This is a genomic window from Roseovarius aestuariivivens (assembly GCF_004761875.1).
Lineage (GTDB): Bacteria > Pseudomonadota > Alphaproteobacteria > Rhodobacterales > Rhodobacteraceae > Roseovarius > Roseovarius aestuariivivens.
In genome coordinates this window covers 418,094-436,768 of sequence record NZ_SJEY01000001.1, presented here as the reverse complement: position 1 = coordinate 436,768, position 18,675 = coordinate 418,094, and the positions used below count along the sequence as shown (strand labels likewise).

Annotated in this window: 18 protein-coding genes and 1 tRNA gene; 7 read left to right on the top strand and 12 right to left on the bottom strand. The window is 64.4% G+C overall.

What is annotated here, in order from left to right; translation table 11 throughout:
• Positions 1-5: 5 nt before the first annotated feature.
• Positions 6-791 (bottom strand): 23S rRNA (guanosine(2251)-2'-O)-methyltransferase RlmB, encoded by a 786-nt coding sequence (gene rlmB, locus EZV60_RS02070; RefSeq protein WP_135501638.1) that lies wholly within the window; start codon positions 789-791, stop codon positions 6-8.
• Positions 792-896: 105 nt separating this feature from the next.
• On the opposite strand from rlmB, the gene EZV60_RS18995 reads away from it, so the two are divergent.
• A tRNA-Tyr gene (locus tag EZV60_RS18995) sits at positions 897-980 on the top strand.
• 124 nt (positions 981-1,104) lie between these two features.
• Positions 1,105-1,992: a hypothetical protein gene (locus EZV60_RS02065; protein ID WP_135501636.1), complete on the top strand. Its 888-nt coding sequence runs from the start codon at positions 1,105-1,107 to the stop codon at positions 1,990-1,992.
• A 12-nt stretch (positions 1,993-2,004) separates the two neighbouring features.
• Here the strand turns inward: EZV60_RS02065 and EZV60_RS02060 are convergent, their stop codons facing one another.
• From EZV60_RS02060 to EZV60_RS02025, 9 genes are all read right to left on the bottom strand, one after another.
• Positions 2,005-2,271, bottom strand: a complete 267-nt coding sequence (locus tag EZV60_RS02060) for a hypothetical protein (protein WP_135501634.1) — start codon at positions 2,269-2,271, stop codon at positions 2,005-2,007.
• A gap of 16 nt (positions 2,272-2,287) precedes the next feature.
• Entirely contained in the window at positions 2,288-3,625 is a 1,338-nt protein-coding gene (locus tag EZV60_RS02055) for a DUF6638 family protein (protein ID WP_135501632.1), read from the bottom strand.
• Positions 3,622-4,200: a hypothetical protein gene (locus tag EZV60_RS02050; protein ID WP_135501630.1), complete on the bottom strand. Its 579-nt coding sequence runs from the start codon at positions 4,198-4,200 to the stop codon at positions 3,622-3,624. The genes EZV60_RS02055 and EZV60_RS02050 overlap by 4 nt, the downstream gene beginning before the upstream one ends.
• Positions 4,197-6,131, bottom strand: coding sequence for an AAA family ATPase (locus tag EZV60_RS02045; protein WP_135501628.1), 1,935 nt, complete (start codon positions 6,129-6,131; stop codon positions 4,197-4,199). Before EZV60_RS02045 ends, EZV60_RS02050 begins: the two co-directional genes overlap by 4 nt.
• A 69-nt stretch (positions 6,132-6,200) precedes the next feature.
• Positions 6,201-7,331, bottom strand: coding sequence for a hypothetical protein (locus EZV60_RS02040; RefSeq protein WP_135501627.1), 1,131 nt, complete (start codon positions 7,329-7,331; stop codon positions 6,201-6,203).
• The gene (locus tag EZV60_RS02035; protein ID WP_135501625.1) at positions 7,328-7,567 is read right to left on the bottom strand and encodes a hypothetical protein; all 240 of its coding nucleotides are present in this window, start codon (positions 7,565-7,567) and stop codon (positions 7,328-7,330) included. The genes EZV60_RS02040 and EZV60_RS02035 overlap by 4 nt, the downstream gene beginning before the upstream one ends.
• Complete coding sequence (locus EZV60_RS18990; RefSeq protein WP_167853441.1) at positions 7,564-7,734, bottom strand: hypothetical protein; 171 nt, start codon at positions 7,732-7,734, stop codon at positions 7,564-7,566. The genes EZV60_RS02035 and EZV60_RS18990 overlap by 4 nt, the downstream gene beginning before the upstream one ends.
• Before the next feature lie 4 nt (positions 7,735-7,738).
• Positions 7,739-8,815: a coiled-coil domain-containing protein gene (locus EZV60_RS02030; RefSeq protein WP_135501622.1), complete on the bottom strand. Its 1,077-nt coding sequence runs from the start codon at positions 8,813-8,815 to the stop codon at positions 7,739-7,741.
• Between the two features lie 99 nt (positions 8,816-8,914).
• Positions 8,915-9,403, bottom strand: a complete 489-nt coding sequence (locus tag EZV60_RS02025; protein ID WP_135501620.1) for a hypothetical protein — start codon at positions 9,401-9,403, stop codon at positions 8,915-8,917.
• 113 nt (positions 9,404-9,516) lie between these two features.
• On the opposite strand from EZV60_RS02025, the gene EZV60_RS02020 reads away from it, so the two are divergent.
• Positions 9,517-10,521 (top strand): hypothetical protein, encoded by a 1,005-nt coding sequence (locus tag EZV60_RS02020; RefSeq protein ID WP_135501617.1) that lies wholly within the window; start codon positions 9,517-9,519, stop codon positions 10,519-10,521.
• Positions 10,522-10,533: 12 nt separating this feature from the next.
• Here EZV60_RS02020 and EZV60_RS02015 read toward each other — a convergent pair whose 3' ends face one another.
• Positions 10,534-10,947: a VOC family protein gene (locus EZV60_RS02015; protein WP_135501615.1), complete on the bottom strand. Its 414-nt coding sequence runs from the start codon at positions 10,945-10,947 to the stop codon at positions 10,534-10,536.
• Positions 10,948-11,090: 143 nt separating this feature from the next.
• On the opposite strand from EZV60_RS02015, the gene EZV60_RS02010 reads away from it, so the two are divergent.
• The 4 genes from EZV60_RS02010 to EZV60_RS01995 all read left to right on the top strand — a co-directional run bounded on the left by EZV60_RS02010 (position 11,091) and on the right by EZV60_RS01995 (position 17,564).
• Positions 11,091-11,471: a hypothetical protein gene (locus tag EZV60_RS02010; RefSeq protein WP_135501613.1), complete on the top strand. Its 381-nt coding sequence runs from the start codon at positions 11,091-11,093 to the stop codon at positions 11,469-11,471.
• Between the two features lie 82 nt (positions 11,472-11,553).
• The gene (locus tag EZV60_RS02005; RefSeq protein ID WP_135501611.1) at positions 11,554-12,849 is read left to right on the top strand and encodes an O-acetylhomoserine aminocarboxypropyltransferase/cysteine synthase family protein; all 1,296 of its coding nucleotides are present in this window, start codon (positions 11,554-11,556) and stop codon (positions 12,847-12,849) included.
• A 111-nt stretch (positions 12,850-12,960) separates the two neighbouring features.
• Complete coding sequence (locus tag EZV60_RS02000) at positions 12,961-15,525, top strand: hypothetical protein (protein WP_135501609.1); 2,565 nt, start codon at positions 12,961-12,963, stop codon at positions 15,523-15,525.
• Positions 15,526-15,635: 110 nt separating this feature from the next.
• Entirely contained in the window at positions 15,636-17,564 is a 1,929-nt protein-coding gene (locus tag EZV60_RS01995; protein WP_135501607.1) for a cation:proton antiporter domain-containing protein, read from the top strand.
• Between the two features lie 25 nt (positions 17,565-17,589).
• On the opposite strand, the gene cobT is transcribed toward EZV60_RS01995, so the two are convergent.
• The gene (cobT, locus tag EZV60_RS01990) at positions 17,590-18,606 is read right to left on the bottom strand and encodes a nicotinate-nucleotide--dimethylbenzimidazole phosphoribosyltransferase (RefSeq protein WP_135501605.1); all 1,017 of its coding nucleotides are present in this window, start codon (positions 18,604-18,606) and stop codon (positions 17,590-17,592) included.
• Positions 18,607-18,675 lie beyond the last annotated feature (69 nt).

Here is an 18,675-nt window from a genome sequence, read left to right as displayed (position 1 = left end):
TCCTCTTAGGTCTCTCTGGATGCATATAGGGCCACGGCGGCGGCATTTGAGACGTTGAGAGATCCGAAAGCCCCGGCAAAACCGATGCGGACCAAATTGTCGCAGCTCTCGCGCGTCCGGGGTCTGAGGCCCGGGCCCTCCGCCCCAAGAACCAGCGCCACGGCCCGGTCGCGCTTGCCGGCAAGCGCCTCTTCCAGCGTCTGATCGGCCTCCCCGGCCAGTCCCAGAACGAAATAGCCCATCGCCTGCAGCTCACCGATCGTGTCCGAGAGGTTGCGCACCCGCAGATAAGGCTGACGCTCGAGCGCGCCGCTGGCGGTCTTGGCCAGGGCTCCGGTCTCGGGCGCCGCATGGTGACGCGGCGCGATCACCGCCTGGGCGCCGAACACCTCGGCCGACCGCAGGATCGCCCCCACGTTATGCGGGTCGGTCACGCGGTCGAGCAGAACCACGCGCGGGGCGCGCACCCCGTCGCCAAGACAGATCTGCGCCATGTCTCCCCAATCGAGCGGCTTTACTTCAAGCGCAGCCCCCTGATGCACCGAACCGGGATCGAGCGGCGCGGAGAATTTGCGCGGATCTGCCATATCCGGTTCAATTCCGGCGGCGGTCACAGCCTCTTCAAGCTTGGCCAGCGCGTTGGGCGTGACGATCAGCCGGAGTTTTTCCCGCGCCGGATTCATAAGCGCGTCGCGCACCGCATGAAGGCCGAAAAGCCACACGGTCTCGTTGGCCGCGGCCTTTTTCGCCTGTTCCTTCTCGACCACCCAGCGGGGTTTTTTCGCAGCCATCCGACCCTCCGTTCCAAGGCCGGGACCATGGCCGTCACGGCCCTCAATCGCAAGCGATTTTCCGGTTGACGCAGCCCAGCCCCGCTTTTAGATACGGCCTCCAGTGGGCGACAGGCCGCAAGGTGTGGCAGGGGACTGTAACTCCCTCGCGGAGACGCACGCTAGGTTCGATTCCTAGGTCGCCCACCACTGATCCGCCCCGTGATTTACGCTGCCAATCTGCCCCGCCGGTCCGGCTTTTGTTGCCAGATCGTGCGCCGTGCGGTATCTTTCCGGCAAAAGATAATAAATACAACGGCAGCGAGCAGTCTTCATGCAATACGTGTTCCATCTGGGCGCGCATAAAACGGCGTCCGGCTTCCTTCAGGGCAACCTGGCGGCCAATCTCGATATCCTGCGCGCTCAAGGCGTGTTCTACGTCAACGAGGAGATGCCCGTTGCGCTGCAACGGGCGCGCAAGACGGTCAACCGGCTCTACCACCCGGCCCGGGCCATACCGGAACCCGACGCGTTGGCCGCAATCAACAGCAAGATCACCCGCCGGGCCGAGGCTGCAGGCGCCACCACGGTTCTGATATCCGAGCCGGATCTGCTCGGGCCATCCATGCATCAGGCGCTCGCATGGGGGATCGACAATCCCGGCTTTTACACGCAAGCGCCCGCGGCGCTTCGCCTTATCACCTCCGGTTTGCCGGCCGCACACACGCGCCTGCTGATGTTTTCGCGCCGTCCCGAAACCTATATTGTCAGCCTCTATTCCGAAGCGATCCGCAGCGCTCAACTCAATCTCGATCTCGCCGCCTTTTGCCGGGCGGTCAATTTCAACGCCATCGACTTCGCCAGCCTGCGGGACCGTCTGCAGGCGGTCGATCCCGCGCTCGATCTGAACATGCGGGCCTTCGAGAGGATCAAGCTCGGTGCTGAAACCTACCTGCGCACCTTTCTGCGCGATCTCGGCGCGGATCCTGCCGCCTTCGTCCTCACCAAGACCGATCCCCGCCCACAGCTGGACGCCAATCAGGTCGAGGCATTGCGCCAGATTTCCATGCGCGGCCAATCCGAACGCTGGCGGCTGGTCAAGAAACTGCGCGATCAGGTGCTCTCTTACGCGCCCGACCCGGCCTATCCGCTGGAATTGCCGTCTTGGGTGCGCGACAGTCTCAGCGTGACCTCAGAAGGCCGCCGCAGCGGGGCCGCCTGATGCATCGCGCGCTCAGTGAAAATTGACGAAATAGATGATCACGCCGACCACCAGACAGGGCACCACGTAAACCCCTAGGATAAGCTTGCGGCGCAGGGAGTGATCGTAGTCTTGCAGGCCTTCCCGGACATACGTGTCCCGGTCGCCGGGCCGGCCCTCTTCCTCCCACCAGGTTTCCAGCTTGCCGCGCCGCACCGCGCGCGAATACAGCGAAAGCGAAATGTAGATCACCGTCAGAACGACGAAGCCCACGATCACAAGGCGCGCCAGTGCTGCCATCGGTCCGTTTCCTCACTCAGCCAGCCGCCGGCACCACCGGCCCCCAAGGCCCCATGCGCGGCGCCACGGGATCCGGAGCGGCCATCGGCGCCTCACGCCCAAAGAGTGCCTCGCGCAGCCCCAGCTTGTCCACCTGGTATTCATTGACCAGAAGATCGACGGCATAGGCCTTCTTCGCCTCGGGCCAGCCTGCATAGGCGTCATAGAAGCTCTCTTTGTGACAGATGAAAAGCTGTCGGAAATCCATCGGCGCAAGCTCGGCCAGAAGCCGATTCACAAGATCCGCATCAGGATGCGCGGCGGCCCGCAGGGTATAGAAATAGGCCGGATCATCCGATCCGATCTCGGGCCAGGCCCCACCGCTTTCGGCCCATCGCAGAAGCGCGCCCAGACTGTGGAACGCCTGCGGCAGACGCTCTGCATGGGCGCGCGCCAGCCGGCGCATCGCGGCCCGGTCACGCCCGGGAATATCCACGCCCGCACCAGCCAGCGCGTCGACCAGCACGAAATCCATCTTCTGCCGCAGGATGGCCGCCGCGTCGATGCCACGCGCGATGACGATCGGCTCCACCAGATCGTTATCGGCCAGAAACCGCGCGATCCCGTTGGGATCGTCAAAGCCGATCACCCTATCGACGGGCGCGCCGTCGAAAAGCCCCGGATCGCGGGCACAGATCACCCCCGGACGGGGCACATCCTGAAACACGTAGACGCCGCCGAAATGCGCCGTCCAGAAATTGCGCTGCTCGAAACTCATCCGGTCCAGGTGGATCGGATTGCGCAGCACGTCCCCGGTTTGCTCCGCCAGAGCGATCATCTCGGCGATCAGGACGTCGTCGTACCACGCCCCCGGCTCTGTCATGAACCGGTCCACCTTCTCGCTCAGCCGCCCGGCCTGTTTGAGCGCGCCGTCGGTGGTATCGGCCTCGATGGTGATGCGCCGCAGATCGAAAAGCCGCGCGGGCGTCGACATGTCATAAACGCTGTTCACCAATTCCCCCGCCACCGCATCCCGCGCAGTCAGGGCAAACAGCGCCGCCTCGTTGGCCTCGACGAACTGCCGCAGAATACCCCGGCTGGTCGAGAACTTGGCCTCCAAAAGCGGCGCGGTCTTCTGCGCCGTGGTCAGCAGGATGAACTGCCGGTTCACGCCTGCGTGGTTGAGGTAAAGCGGATCGCCCAGCTCATGCCCCACCTCGGGGGAATAGCCCGAGATGTCGATATAGAAATCCGTCAGGGACGTGGTCCGGCCCGTCAGATGCTCCAGCGCCCGATTATACCGCTCCGCCAGCGCGGGCGAGGCCACGTGGATCAGGTTGCCGAACATGAGGCCGGATTTGATGAGGCGGTTCAACTGGGAATTCCAAGAATTTGCGCTTGTTCTAATTCATATTTCAACCGTGACCATTCACTCTTTAGGTATTTCCTGCTTTCAAGTACAAGGTTTGAAATCGCTTTATACCGCTCAACGTCATTACTTTTTTTTGAAACTTCTACAAGGCAGTTGGAGACAGATTTTGCCAATTCTTCTGTCGGATTGAGCCGGAGTTCGATTTTCATGGAAAGCTCATACGCCTTTGCAAAGTCCTCTTCTTTTGTCGAGTGAAAAGAAAGGCCAACCAACTCGGCAATGTCATTTCTCATGTCTGTAATCCATTTCTGGCGGAACTCCGCAACTTTAAGTTCAGCTTGGATTCGTCTGTTGTTCTTCGCTGTTTTCTCAGCAGCCTGACTGCTTAAATGCGCCGCAAAAACTGTCAATACCGAGACAAGAAGCAAAGTGCCCAATGAAATAAGTGTCCCACTATATTTTCGAATGAATCCTTCAAACTCTAAGAACGTCAGACCCGATACCCAAAATACCATAATTGTTATTGCAAATGGAAAAAATGCAAAACTAACAGCATCGCGGTATACTTGATAAATCACCCTTTTCCCTCCAAATACCTCTTCTTCGCCTCTTCCATCCGTCCCATCTCCCGCACGGCGGTCTCGATGGCTGCCTCGTCCGAGCTGTCGGCATAGCGGAATTCCGAATCCGCGTACCGGTTGATCTCCTGCACGACCATCTCCACTGTGATGGGCCGGCGCAACTCTTCGATCATCGCGGTCTTCTCCTCGTAGGGCTTGAAGAGGAACAGCTCCGGCTCCTCCATCCATTCATCCGGCAGTTCGAAATCCATCGCCCGGACCTTCACCGCGTCCGTGATGTTCTTGATCGCCCGGCCCGTGAAGCGCTCATCCGCCTCCTGTATCCCCTTCAGATACGTCCCCAGCTTGGCAATCGTATCGAGCGGGCCAAGCTCTCCCTCGACCCGCTCCCACACGGCCAAGAGCCCCTCTTCCTGAGGCCGGTTATGCCCCTCGTAGCTCGCCGCCACCGCGCGCCTGATCTCCTGCGCGGCGTAAAGATCATGCTCCCCCAGCGGGATATCGTGGTTCTTGCCCATCAAGAGATGCAGGATGTCGATATAATCCTCCCGCGTTTGTGGCCCGTCCACCAGAAACCGCGCGCCCGCCCGCTGGCGCAGCGCGTCATCCACGTTCTCGGGAAAGTTCGAGAACATGCCAAACGTGCAGTTGCCGCGCACCACCGTCTGCGCCCCGGCAAAGCTTTCCATCAGCACGGCGGTGATCTCCAGCTGTCCCGCGCTGGACTGCCGGTCACCGCGCCTGCCGGCCAGCTGATCGATATCGTCGATCGTGCCGAACCCGATCACGCCCGGGTCCAGAACCCCGTTGATAAAATCCTTGGCGTTCTGCGCGCTCTTGCCCTGATAGCTGTCGATGCTCTCGGTCGAGAGGTTCGCATAGCGGAACGGATAGCCCGCCACCTCGCAATAGCCGTGAATGAGCCCCGCCATCATCTGGATGAGCGTCGTCTTGCCCGTTCCCGGCTTGCCATCGCCCATGAACGTGAAGATGAAGCCACCCAGCTCGGCAAAAGGGTTCATCTTGCGCTCGAAATCATAGGCCATCAGCATTTTCGCCAACCGCTGCGCCTGTGCCTTGGCGATGTGGTTGCCGACGACCTGATGCGGTGTCTTGAACTGCATGGTCAGGGGCGCGCTGCGCCGCTTGGTCGAGGGCTCGAAGCCGCGAATGGTGAACCCGTCCGCCTCCACGCGCCAGCTTGCGCCGGTAAAGGCCCCCAGCCGCCCGGCCTGCCCCGCCCGCAGCGCCACCTTCTCCATCAGTTGCTCGGCATAGGCCGTCACTGTCGCCACCAAGCGCGCCTCTTCGTCCGCATGGGCGGCCAGCATCTGGTCCAGTTCCCACAAACAGCCGTGCAGCGCGGTAAGCGCGCTGTCGGTCAGCACCTCATCGACCTCGCCCACCTCGACGCTCACTTCCCCGCCATGCGGCGCCAGAAGAAAGGCCGTCGCATTGCCGAAGACATGCGTCACCGCCAGCGCCTCGGCCGCCAGCAATTCGGTGAACTCCGATTTGCGCCCGGCCTCCAAAGACCCGGCAAGGTTGGCGCGCCGCATCTCGGCCAGCCCGGTCGCCTCGGAAAACTGCTCACCCAAGGCCAAAGCAATGGCCAGCGCGCGCCGCAGCCCCTGCATCACCGTCGCCTGCAACGGGCTGATCAGCGCGTCATCGCCCCCCGTGGCCTCGATGCGCGCCAAAAGATGCACACCTTCGGGCCGCGCGGTTGCCCGCGTCACCAGCCCCGGCGTCGTGCTGCGAAACCGCCGACGCGTGCCAATCCCGCTTGACCGCTCGGTCACTGGCGCCGCCGCGGTCCGGCCGATGCGCGGCGTGTGATCAACCCCCTCCAGCATCGCCGTGGCGGCATCGTAATGCTTGCGGATATCCGCCTCGCGCAATTCCATCGTGTCGGCTGTCAAACCCATATGCCTCTCCAGATCGGCGGGGAGCCCCCGCCCTTTCTCGCGTCGGCCGAGCTTCAGCCCGGCTTCGATCTAATACCGCAACACCCGTCCGCTCGGGCTCACCACGTATTTGGTCACTCCTGAAAACCCCGGCGGCGCCGCCTCGACAAGCGTCTGATAGGGCCGTTCGGGCAGGATGACGGCGCGCTCCGTGCGCGTCGCCCCGGTCTCGGCCCCACGTCCCGCAAAAGGATCGAGCGCGAACACCTCGCGTTCCACCGTGCCGAACCAGCCCGCGCGCTCCTCGCGGATCCGCTCGCTCTCCAAAATCTCGTCGGTCCAGGCCAGTGCCCAATCATGCCCGGCGGGCGCAGCGGCTTGCGCCAAAACCTCGGCCAGCGGGCCACCCTGGGCGGTGAAGCTCTGCGAATATAGCGGTCCGACATGCAGCCTGCGCAGCCGCTTGGGATGCAGATCGTCAAAGCTCTCGTCGATTCCCTTGGCGATGGTCAGAAGTTTCAGCCCGCCCAGGCTCTGGCCCATCAGATGCGCTTCAAGCTCGGGCCAGCGCCGCCCGTCGCGGCCCAGAGAGACCCGCCCGCTATCCTCGATCTCCATGAGGTAAATCGTCGGCAGGTTCGTCTGGCTATCGTAGACCGCCCAGTGCACCAGAAACCTCTGCCGCTCGCCCAGCCCCTCAATCCAGTCGAGCTGCGGATCATTGCGCGCCCAGAAGAGATGCCCGCGCGACAGCTCTTCATAGTAGAGCCGCTGAGAGAGCGCGAATTGCAGCCGCGTGGGGATCTCTCGCTCCGAGATAATCTGCTCGACCATCTGGTGCTTAAGCTCCTGCGCCTCGGGCAGGCGCGCCAAGTGTCCCGCCGCCTGTGCCGCGTCATTGGCCATGACCATCAGCTCGGCATGGATGGGAAACCCGCTTTTCTGCCTGTCGACCGCCAGCGAGCCGAAAAAGCGCCCTGTGTCGCGCCCGACCAGAAGGTATTTCATCGACAGGGCGCGAAAGCTATGCATCAGCCTGCGCGCATAGGTGGCCAGCACGGCCACCTCGCGCCGGGACAGCCGGCCATCGGCGTGCATCACGGCGGCCACGCGCGCCAGATGGGCGGTGATCACCTCGAATTTCGCGAAATAGCGCCGGCTGGCACGGGTATCGGACAAGCCCTCGCCGGGCAGTTGTGACGTCCCGGCCGGGTCGCTCATTCGCCGTCCCCGCCACACTCGCCCGCACTGTCCGGCGCATTGCCCCCGCCGCCGTCATCCGCACCGCCGGACGGCCGCGCAATAACCCAAATTGCCAGAACCACCGTCGCGGCAATCCCCAGAACGAGCATGTCGTCCCGGCCCGACCGATACCCCCCAAGCGTCAGGCCAAGGGCTATCAAGATGCCGGCGATCAGACCCAGACCCTCACGCCGGTCGCGGTCGATGCCCGTCACAAACCGCCGTCCCCGCCGCCGCCCTTGCGGGCGCGTCCCAGCAAGACCAGTCCGACGATCCCAAAGCCGATGCCCAGCAGGTTGACCCAGCTAGGGACGGCGAAAACGAACGACACGATCAGGCACAGCACCGACAGTGCGATCGCGATAACTCCGGCTCCACCCATGGGCTTACCCTCCGTAGGCGTTGGTGTCGTGTTTCTCGATGATCTTCGCAAAGCGCCGCGCGAACCGCTCATCCGCCTTGGCCTTGGCTTCCAGCACCTCGCGGGCGAACACCATGTGATCCTCGTGTGCCTCCAGCATGTCGGCCATCCGGGTGTTGGTGGCCGCGCCGATGCCGGCCATGGCGGTCTGCGCCTCCTTGTCGGTCTGCACGCCGATCTCGTTGATCCTGTGCGCCACGTCCTGCTGCTGCGCGGTCTTGAGCGATTTCGTCAGCGCATCATACAGCACCACGCGCTGCTTGGTGTCGGTCTGCAGCTTGTTGATCAGCACCATCTGCGTCGCCGCCTGGTTCTGCAGGCTGTCGACCCAGGTCTTGCCCTTCTCGATGTAACGCTCCAGCGTCTGGCTCTTGGCTAGCTTCACCTGCTCGTCGCGCACCATCTCGTTATAGCGGCTGTTGAGCTCGGCCAATTCGGTCTCAAGCTTGGTGCGCACCGCGGCATCGGTCTCGTTGGAAATCTTCGTCTCCAGCGTGATGATCTTCGGGTCGAGCGCCTGCAGGTCCTTGCGGACATCTTCCAGCGCGGCCACCGTCCCTTCGCGCGCATCCAGCGTTTCCGACAGGTTCGCCTCGACCTTGGCTTTCTGTTCTTCGAGCATCGCCAGCTGACTTTCCAGAAGACGCACGATCACGTCCGACTTCGAAATCAGGTCCTGCAACTTGTCATCGATATTGGCGGTGCGGATCCGGTCTTGCCGCAGGCTGTCGGCCTTCGCCGCGCTGAAGATGCCGACGAAGCTCTCCCAGCCGGTCTTGCCCCGCATCTCGTCGAAATCCTTGGAAAAGGCGGCGGTGATGTCGTCCAGCCCCATGATGAGCTCCGCGATATTGGCGTTCATCCCCTCGGTATGGGCATGCACGTCCTCAAGCGTGGCGGTCTCGATCTCAAAACCGGCCTCGTCGCCCGTCTCGATGGCGGTCCGCGCACTGTCGATCTGTGCGGTCAGCTCCGCGATCTTGGCCTGCGTGGCCTCCACCTGAGCCTGGCTCTCGCGCATCTGCGCCTCAAGATTGGCCATCGCCCCTGTCCTTTCCGAAATATTCCTTCGTATACAGAGTATGGGCATTCCCGCCGCGGATTAAGCACAATCTTCGCGAGAGGCCGGGAAAATGCCGTCCTACGGCAACAGGATATCATCCCGCGAAAATGCGGCGCGTGCGGTGCTCAGGTCGTCGAACAGAATCTCGATCTCTATGCGTTGCACATGGCCGGGCGGGAACGTCCGATAGACCTGGACCTCCGGCTTGATCGCGTTTGGCGTGGCCGTGTCGAGATAGCAGGGCGGCATGTCCCACGGCTCCATCTCCTCGCCATTCACCGACAGGCGGAATTCGTGCATGCCGCAACGCCACGACAACAGATGCGTGACGTAAAGCAGGTCCTGCCCGTTGTAGTCTCGCACCGCGACCCAGTTGGGCTTGGTCAATTCGATGATCTGCTTGATCTCGGCGGCGGTCGTGAACTTTCCCGTGGGCGTTTGATCTTCGGCCGCAAAAGCCGGGCTGGCGGCCTTGGCAGCCGACGCGTCGGCTCCGGGCTCCGCCTTTTCGCCGCCCGAACCGCCGCCAAGCGCCAGCGCGATACCGATCAATATCCAATCAAGCATGTCTGAAATCCCGTCTTCCCGAAATTCGCGATCTGCCCTCTCGCCCTGGTCGTATGCGCCGCGTATACTGCCAGCAGGGCAGGCAGAGCAGTCAAGGCAGGATCCCGGCAAGTATGGCCGCGAAAAAAGCGAAACCTCAAGATTTTCATGTCATGGTGGTTGGCCAACAGGGCCGCTTGCAATTCGAGGCGGTGCTCTTTGCCGCGTCGCTGCGCGCGCGCAGCCCGGAGTTTTCAGGCCGGCTTTTCGTTGCAGAACCGCAACCGGGCCCTCTCTGGAAGAACGATCCGACGATGCGCGGCGATATCCGCGCGCTGCTCGAAGACAGCTACGGCGCAGAGATCGTGCCGTTCGCGTCCAAACATTTCGGACAGGCCTACCCCTACGGCAACAAGATCGAGGCGCTCTTCGCCCTGCCGAAAGGCGAACCATTCGTCTTTTTCGACACCGACACGCTCATCACCGGCGAGCTTTCCAAGGTTCCCTTCGATTTCGACCGTCCAACGGCCTCTTTGCGGCGCGAGGGCACCTGGCCCGAGATCGAGCTGTACGGCCCCGGCTACACCCAGACGTGGAAATCCCTCTACGACAAGTTCGGGCTGGATTTCGAAAGCTCGCTCGATCCGCGCTGGCCCGATGAATTCTGGCGGCGCTATCTCTATTTCAACGCAGGCTTTTTCTTCTACAAGTGCCCGCATGTCTTCGGACAGCGCTTTCTCGATTACGCGCTGGCCATCCGCGACAATCCCCCGCCCGAGCTGGTGTGCCAATCATTCGATCCCTGGCTTGACCAGGTTGCGCTGCCGCTTGTGATCCACAGCCTCGGCGGCGGGCGGGACACGCTGCCCGAGGGGCTGCTCGACGGATCGGTGTCCTGCCACTATCGCCTGTTCCCTCTGCTCTACGCCCGCGAACCCGACGCGGTGGTCGAGGTGCTTGAAGAGGTCACAAAGCCTAATCCGGTCAAGAAGCTTCTGAAGAATTACGATCCGATCAAGTTCATGATCTACCACGGTCGCGGCCACAAGGTCCGCGCGCTCTTCGACCGGCAGAACCTGCCGCGCAAGGAACAGGCCCTGCGCAACACGATCAAACGCAACGGCTTCTGGATGCGCTGACGCGCGCGCCTCTCAGGCGGCAAAAACCCCGTCCATGTCGGCAAATCCCTTGACCTCGATCGGGTTGCCTGACGGATCGCGGAAAAACATCGTCCATTGCTCGCCCGCCTCCCCCTCGAACCGGACCGACGGCGGAATGATAAAGGTCGAACCCGCGGCCTTGAGCCGGCCTGCCATCGCTTTCCAATCGCGCAGGGGCAGAACCACGCCGAAATGCGGCATCGGCACCATGTGATCCCCAACCTTGCCGGTCGGCGCATTGGCAAAAGGCTCGCCCAGATGCAGGCTCAGCTGATGCCCGAAGAAATCGAAATCGACCCAGGTTTCGGTCGATCGCCCCTCGTCGGCGCCGAGCACGCCGCCGTAAAACGCACGCGCCGCATCGAGATCGGTCACGTGGATCGCAAGGTGAAATGGATGCGGCATGGGTGGGACCCTTTTCTTTTCGACCAAAGCAACTTCTCTCACGCCTCGCCGGTTGGCAAGCTGAAGACCAAGCGTATCGGGGCCAAACTGGCACGATCACCTCGTTTCGTGTATGCTTAGACTTTTGTGAAAGGTATTTCGCCGTGCTCAGGACGCTTCTTCTGGCTCTGCTTGCTGCAGGGCTGCTGGCCGCCTGCGATTACAAGACGTCACCGGGCACGACTGTCCAGAGAGGCGGTTATGATTTTCCGACGCTGGTGGTCGAAACGCTGGCGCTTTCGGGCAACTCGACGGAAACGGAGTACGCCTTCAGGATCAAGATGCCCGACGGGACCACGCGAGAGACGTCGGCGACCCCGGATTACCAGGACGCCGAAAGACGCAGAAATATCCTGATCAACAGCTGGCTGGCCGCAACCGAAGCCACGCCGGGGCCCTCTACGACCATCGCCGGCCCGACCCAGACGCCCGCCGCCGTGCCGTCGGCGGCAGAGCCCTTCGGAGGCGCGGCAGGCGGGGATTGACGGTCGCACGATTCCCCAGTTGTTCTGCGCGGGCCTTTCCCGTAACCCTCTTGGCAACATGAGGCAAAGGGAGGCCCCAAACATGTCCGACCGCATTCACAATATCGGCTTCGACACGCTGCAGGTTCATGCCGGCGCCCGGCCCGACCCGGCCACCGGCGCGCGGCAGGTGCCGATCTATCAGACGACGGCCTATGTCTTCCGCGATGCGGAACATGCCGCCGCCCTCTTCAACCTGCAGGAGGTGGGCTATATCTATTCCCGCCTGACCAACCCCACTGTCGCGGCCCTGCAGGAACGTGTCGCCACGCTCGAAGGCGGGGTCGGCGCGGTCTGCTGCTCGTCGGGCCACGCCGCGCAGATCATGGCGCTTTTCCCGCTGATGGGACCGGGCAAGAACATTGTCGTGTCGACCCGCCTCTATGGTGGCTCGATCACGCAGTTCAGCCAGACGATCCACCGCTTCGGCTGGTCCGCCAAGTTCGTCGATATCGACGACATGGACGCCATCAAGGCGGCCATCGACGACGACACGCGCGCCGTCTTCTGTGAATCCATCGCCAACCCGGGCGGGCATATCGCCGATCTGCGCGCGGTGGCGGACGTGGCCGACGAGGCGGGCCTGCCGCTCATCGTCGACAACACCTCGGCCACACCCTATCTCTGCCGGCCGATCGAACACGGTGCGACGCTGGTCGTGCACTCCATGACCAAGTTCCTCACCGGCAATGGCACGGTCACGGGGGGCGTGGTCGTCGATTCGGGCACGTTCGATTGGTCCGCCTCGGACAAGTTTCCATCCCTGTCAGAGCCGGAACCGGCGTATCACGGCCTCAAGTTCCACGAGACCTTCGGCCCGCTCGCCTTTACCTTCCACGGCATCGCCGTCGGTCTGCGTGACATGGGCATGACGCTCAATCCGCAGGCGGCGCATTACACGCTGATGGGCATTGAGACCCTCAGCCTGCGCATGCAAAAGCACGTCGAGAACGCCATGGAAGTGGCCGGCTGGCTGGAAAAGGACGACCGGATCGAGGGCGTGACCTATGCCGGCCTGCCCTCCTCGCCCTACCATGACCGGGTCGCCAAGGTCTGTCCCAAGGGCGCAGGCGGCCTTTTCACCGTGGCGCTCAAATCCGGCTACGAGGGCTGTGTGAAGCTCGTCGACAACCTGGAGCTTTTCAGTCACGTCGCCAATCTGGGCGACACCCGCTCGCTGATCATCCATTCGGCGTCGACCACCCACCGGCAATTGACCCCTGAGCAGCAGACCGCCGCGGGTGCGGCGCCCAACGTGGTGCGCATCTCCATCGGGATCGAGGACGCCGCCGATCTGATCGCCGACCTCGATCAGGCGCTCTCCAAAGCCAGCGCATAGGTTGCATGCCGCCGGGGGCTTTTCCTTCCCCTCGGCGGCAAGCTGCTATAAAATCGACCGTCAGAGGGCCGGTATGTCACCGCCCCCGTTTCCGGTGCTAGAACCCTGTCGATGAAACCCAATTTCGCCCTCACGCTTACTTTCGATGGCATCGGTGTGCTGCACCGTGCCTTTCCGGGCTGGCACCTGGTGGGTGACGTGGCACTCGACACCGAGGATCTGCACGGTGAACTGGCACGGCTGCGCGACATGGCGCAGGCGCTCGATCCGTCCGGGCTGCGCACCAAGCTGGTGATCCCGAACGACCAGATCAAATATCTGCATTTCGATATCGACGGGCTTGGCCCCGACGAAATCGGCGATGCGGTGGCCCGCGCGCTGGACGGGGCCACGCCCTATAAGATCGACGACCTGGCCTATGACTGGTCGATCAGCGCCGGTCAGGTCTACGTCGCCGCCGCCGCGCGTGAAACTCTGGCCGAGGCCGAGGCCTTCGCGCTCGAACACGGCTTCAACCCGCTCGCCTTCGTCGCCATCCCCGAGGCCCGCGATTTCGTGGGCGAGCCCTGGTTCGGCGAAACCGCCAACGCGGCAAACGTCCTGCCCAAGGGCGGTTTCGTGGAACGCGACACGGCGGCGATCCGCATCATCGGCGCGGCTCAGTTGCCCGACGCCGCACCGTCCGACGCGCGCGACCTGCCCAGCGAACCGGTGGTCGAAGTCGAGGACCGGCCGCTGCCCGAGCCGGAGCAGGCGCCCGAGCCCGATCCAACGCCCGAGCCCGACCCGGCGCCGGACACAGGCACCGCGCCCGCCGACGCGGCACCTGTATCGGAGGGCGAACCAGCCCCCGCCGTCGCCTTCAGTTCGATCCGCGCGCGCCGCGACGACACGCCCGCCAAGACCCCGCGCCTGACCGGGGCAACCCGGGACACGACCGCTGCGCCCGCACCGGCCAAGCCGTCCCGCAAGGAACCGCCCGTCACCGCTGTGCCGCCGGCGCCCGCGCCGGACGCGCCGCAGATCACCGGCACCCCGGACAGCGCCGTCGCCGATACCGTGGCGGCACGGATCGGGGCGTCGCTGCGCCCCACCGAGGCCGACAGGCTGAGCGCGGAAAACACTGCCGAGAGTGTCGCTTCCGACGCACCGCCTCCGCCAGAGCCCGCATCAGGCCCCGCCGCGCCCTCCTTCTTCACCCGGCGCACCGCCAGCCTGAAACGCGCGCTCGCGCGGCCGGCAAAGCCTGTTCCGGCCGCCGCCGCGACGACCCAACCGCTGGAGCCGCAGGACGAAAAGCAGCGTATGACGATCTTCGGGGCGCGCGAACCCGCCCGGGTGGGGGGGAAGCCACGCTTTTTGGGCCTGATCCTGACCGCGGTGCTCCTGCTCTTTCTCGTCGGCGTCGCCGCGTGGGCATCGATCTTTCTCGATGACGGGCTCGCGCGCCTGCTGCGGTCCGATCCCGAAACTGAAATCGCGGCCACACCCGAGCCCGAGCCTGACAGCGCTCCGCTCGCCGAGGTCCTGACCACCCCGCCCGATCCGGCGCAGACCGCGCCGGACGAGGACACCCGCCTTGCGGCCCTGCCCGATGACAGCCTGATCGACGCTGAGGATCCCGCGCGCGATCCTCTGCCCGCCGCGCAACCCTCGCGCCTGAGCCCGGATGAGGCCCGCGCCCGCTATGCGGTCACCGGTATCTGGCAACGCGCACCCGATACCCCCCGGGCGCCCGAGGTGCTCTCGCTCGACGATTTCTACCTCACTTCGATCGACCCGAAAGTGATCGAACAGGACGCCGTCGCCCTGCCCGGCGCGGACAGCCTCATGGGCGATCGTCGCCCGGCCACGCCCGGCCTGCCGCCCGCGCCCGGCACGACCTTCGAGTTCGACCAGCGCGGACTGGTGCGGGCCACGCCCGAGGGTGCGCTCACGCCCGACGGGGTGCGCGTCTATGCCGGTCAGCCGCCCGTGGCCATGCCGCCTCGGCCCGCCCCGCCCGCAGCCGATCCCGAAACCGCGTTTCTCGCCGATCCCGCGCTGGCGCGCCTTGTTGAAATCCGCCCCCGGCCCCGGCCCGGCGATCTGAGCGAACAAAACGAACGCGGCCAGCTCGGGCTTGGCGGGCGCACCCGTGCCGAACTGGCCGTCCTGCGCCCCCGCCTGCGCCCGCAAAGCGCGCAGGAGCTGGCCCAGCAGGCGGCGGCAGCCTCGACCGCGGCGCTCGTTTCACCGGACGCGGACACGATCCAGGAGGCCGTCGCCGAAGCCGTCGATCCCTTCGCCGGGGCAACGGCACAGGCCGTGGCCCTGTCGATCAAGCCAAAGCCGAGACCCGGCAATTTCGCCCGCATCGTCCAGCGCGCCGAAGAAACCCAGACCGCGACGCCCGTACCGGCGGCCCAGCGCGTCGCGCCTTCGGCACCGACCGCCACCACCGTTGCGCGCGCTGCGACAGAACGCAACGCGCTCAGCCTGCGCAGGGTGAACCTCATCGGTGTCTACGGCACCGCCTCGGACCGCCGGGCGCTCGTCCGGCTCGCCAATGGCCGCTACCAGAAGGTCAAGATCGGCGACCGGCTCGATGGCGGGCGGGTGTCCGCCATCGGCACAAGCGAACTGCGCTACGTCAAATCGGGCCGGTCCGTCGTGCTGAAGATGCCGCGCGGCTAGACCTCCGGGCAATTTCGTAACCAAGGACAGGCCCGGCGCGGACCGGCGCATTGCATCCTCCGCGGGTGCCGCGCATAGTCGGTTTCAGCCGCCCCGCATCAGAGGACATCATGGAAGGCTTTTTCTTTCAGGCCACAGTGTTTCTTGCCGCCGCCGTGATCGCAGTACCGATCGCCGCGCGGCTGGGCCTCGGTTCGGTTCTGGGCTATCTTGCCGCCGGCATCGCCATCGGTCAGGTCCCGGGTTTTCTCGGCGGGCACGCCGCCGAAGAACTTCAGCATTTCGCCGAATTCGGCGTTGTGATGATGCTTTTTCTCATTGGGCTCGAGCTTGAACCGCGCGCTCTCTGGGATATGCGCCACAGGCTTCTGGGCCTCGGTGGGCTGCAGATCACGCTGACCGCGACGCTGGTGATGGGCGGTACGATGCTCTTGGGGTACAACTGGTCGATCTCGTTGGCCATCGGCCTTGTTTTCGCGCTGTCCTCGACCGCGATCGTGCTGCAGACCCTGTCGGAAAAGGGGTTGATGCAGACCGGCGGCGGGCGCTCGACCTTCTCGGTGCTGCTCACGCAGGATATCGCCGTGATCCCGATGCTGGCCCTCCTGCCGCTTCTGGCGCTGCCCAAGACGCCCGACATGATCCTCGGCGAGACACTGTCGCGCCTCTCGGAGGGAGAGAAAGGCGCCCATTCCGAGGGCGCGCACGAGGCCGCGCAGTCCTTCATCCAAAGCCTGCCGGGCTGGGGCGTCACGCTGGTCACGCTCGGCGCGGTGGCCGGTATCATCGTCATGGGCGTCTATTTCACCCGGCCGGTCTTCCGCTTCATCCACGCCACCCGGCTGCGCGAAATGTATACCGCGCTGGCGCTGCTGATCGTCGTCGGTATCTCGTTCGTCATGTCGCTGGTGGGCCTTTCACCCGCTCTGGGCGCGTTCCTGGCCGGTGTCGTTCTCGCCTCGTCCGAATTCCGGCACGAGCTGGAAAGCGATATCGAACCCTTCAAGGGCCTGCTTCTGGGGCTTTTCTTCATCACCGTCGGGGCCGGGATCAATTTCTCGACCCTCTTCGCCGAGTTTTTCCCGGTCATGGGCCTCGCGCTCGCCGTGATCGTGATCAAGGGCGGCGTGCTCTACGTTCTGGGTCGGATCTTCGGTTTGCGCGGCCGCGATCTCTGGCTCTTCACGCTCGGCCTCGCGCAGGCGGGCGAATTCGGCTTCGTGCTGATCAATTTCTCCAACCAGCAAAACGTCATCCCCCCGCAGATGAGCGAAACACTCCTCCTCGTGGTGGCGCTCTCGATGCTGATCACGCCGCTCCTCTTCATCCTTTTCGAGTATATCTCAAGCCGCACGACCGAACTGGCCGAGGCCCATGAACCCGACGAAATCGACGCCAAGGGCCCGGTCATCATCGCCGGGATCGGACGTTTCGGGCAGGTGGTGAACCGGCTGGTGCGCTCGTCGGGCTTCGACACCGTGGTGCTCGACCACGATCTTGCCGCGATCCAGCGGATGCGGCGCTTCGGGATCAAGGCCTTCCTGGGCGATCCGGGCCGGCCTGAACTCTTGCATGCGGCCGGGCTGGGCGAGGCGCGCGTGCTGGTCGCCGCGCTTGACAATCCCGACGCGACCACCCGCCTCGTCGCCTTCGCTCGGCGCGAACGGCCCGATCTGCACATCGTCGCACGGGCGCGCGACCGCACCCATGTGTTCCGCCTCTATCAGGCGGGCGCGGACGACATCGTGCGAGAGCTGTTTGACAGCTCCCTGCGCGCGGGGCGTTACGTGCTGGAAAATATGGGGCTAAGCGATTTCGAGGCCGCCGAGGTGCAGAAGACCTTCTATCAGCATGATCGGAACTCGGTCCGCGAACTGGCCGCCCTGTGGGATCCGAATATTCCCACCACCGACAATGCCGCCTATATCCGCCGCGCCCGAGAGCTTGAAGGCCAGCTGGAGACCATGCTCTTGTCGCAGCTCGAAGAGGCGGCCGCGGATTCCATTCCCGACGACGACGACGATCGCAACGAGGCCTGAGCGCACTGGTCACTGCGACGGCGCCTCAGCCCTCCGCGACGCCCGCTTCGGCAAAGGTCGCCATACCGGAATGACAGGCCAGAGCGGCCTTCACGATCCCGATGGCCAGCGCCCCGCCGGACCCCTCGCCAAGCCGCATGCCCAACGACAAAAAGGGGGCCTTGCCCAGTTCCTGCAAAAGCCTTGCATGCGCCCCTTCAGCGCTCACATGGCCTGCCACCGCATGGTCCAGCGCGCCGGGGCGCGCCACCTCTAGACAGGCCGCGGCGGCGGTGCAGATGAACCCGTCCAGGATCACCGGGATGCGCAACAGCCGGGCGCGTGCGATCGCCCCCGCCATCGCCGCGATCTCGCGCCCGCCGAGGCACCGCAACACCTCCAGACCGTCCTCGCGGCAGCGCGCATGCCGCGCCACCGCCCGGTCGACAACCGATGCCTTGTGACGAAGGGCGTCGCCCTCGACGCCGGTGCCCGCCCCGGTCCAGTCCGCCGCCGTCCCGCCATAAAGCGCGCAGGCCATTGCCGCGGCCGCCGTCGTGTTGCCGATCCCCATCTCCCCCACGACAAGAAGATCCGCCGCCGCATCGACGGCATGCCAGCCGGTCCGCAACGCCTCCCAAAGACCGGCCTCATCCATGGCCGGACCTTGAGTAAAGTCCTCTGTCGGCTGGTCAAGCGCGAGCGCCTCGACCGACAGAACCGCCCCCGCGCAATCGGACAATTGATTGATCGCGGCGCCCCCGGCGCGGAAATTGGCCACCATCTGCGCGGTGACATCGGCAGGAAAGGCCGAAACGCCCTGCGCCGTCACCCCGTGATTGGCCGCGAAGACCACGATCTGTGGCCGGGTGATACGCGCGCGCGCGTCACCGCGCCAACCGCAATACCAGATTGCCAGGTCTTCCAACCGGCCAAGCGCACCCGGCGGCTTGGTTAGCTCTGCATTGCGGTGCCGCGCGGCCTCTGCGGCCTCCGCGACCGGACCGGGCAGCCTCTGGATCAGCTGCAAGAATTCCTGAACACTGGCGAAATCCTGCGTCATCGCGGCCCCCGTTGCATGAATTGCGGCTTTTCGTGTATCGCAGGCAAACCAGCCGGCACAGCCGAAAAG

Bases quoted from the DNA above. Each gene is read 5' to 3' on its own strand.
- EZV60_RS02045 (WP_135501628.1), bottom strand. From the start codon at position 6,131: ATGGGTTTGACAGCCGACACGATGGAATTGCGCGAGGCGGATATCCGC.
- EZV60_RS02030 (WP_135501622.1), bottom strand. From the start codon at position 8,815: ATGGCCAATCTTGAGGCGCAGATGCGCGAGAGCCAGGCTCAGGTGGAG.
- EZV60_RS18990 (WP_167853441.1), bottom strand. From the start codon at position 7,734: ATGGGTGGAGCCGGAGTTATCGCGATCGCACTGTCGGTGCTGTGCCTG.
- EZV60_RS02005 (WP_135501611.1), top strand. From the start codon at position 11,554: ATGTCCGACCGCATTCACAATATCGGCTTCGACACGCTGCAGGTTCAT.
- EZV60_RS02040 (WP_135501627.1), bottom strand. From the start codon at position 7,331: ATGAGCGACCCGGCCGGGACGTCACAACTGCCCGGCGAGGGCTTGTCC.
- EZV60_RS01995 (WP_135501607.1), top strand. From the start codon at position 15,636: ATGGAAGGCTTTTTCTTTCAGGCCACAGTGTTTCTTGCCGCCGCCGTG.
- EZV60_RS02000 (WP_135501609.1), top strand. From the start codon at position 12,961: ATGAAACCCAATTTCGCCCTCACGCTTACTTTCGATGGCATCGGTGTG.
- cobT (WP_135501605.1), bottom strand. From the start codon at position 18,606: ATGACGCAGGATTTCGCCAGTGTTCAGGAATTCTTGCAGCTGATCCAG.
- EZV60_RS02060 (WP_135501634.1), bottom strand. From the start codon at position 2,271: ATGGCAGCACTGGCGCGCCTTGTGATCGTGGGCTTCGTCGTTCTGACG.
- EZV60_RS02015 (WP_135501615.1), bottom strand. From the start codon at position 10,947: ATGCCGCATCCATTTCACCTTGCGATCCACGTGACCGATCTCGATGCG.
- EZV60_RS02025 (WP_135501620.1), bottom strand. From the start codon at position 9,403: ATGCTTGATTGGATATTGATCGGTATCGCGCTGGCGCTTGGCGGCGGT.
- EZV60_RS02020 (WP_135501617.1), top strand. From the start codon at position 9,517: ATGGCCGCGAAAAAAGCGAAACCTCAAGATTTTCATGTCATGGTGGTT.
- rlmB (WP_135501638.1), bottom strand. From the start codon at position 791: ATGGCTGCGAAAAAACCCCGCTGGGTGGTCGAGAAGGAACAGGCGAAA.
- EZV60_RS02065 (WP_135501636.1), top strand. From the start codon at position 1,105: ATGCAATACGTGTTCCATCTGGGCGCGCATAAAACGGCGTCCGGCTTC.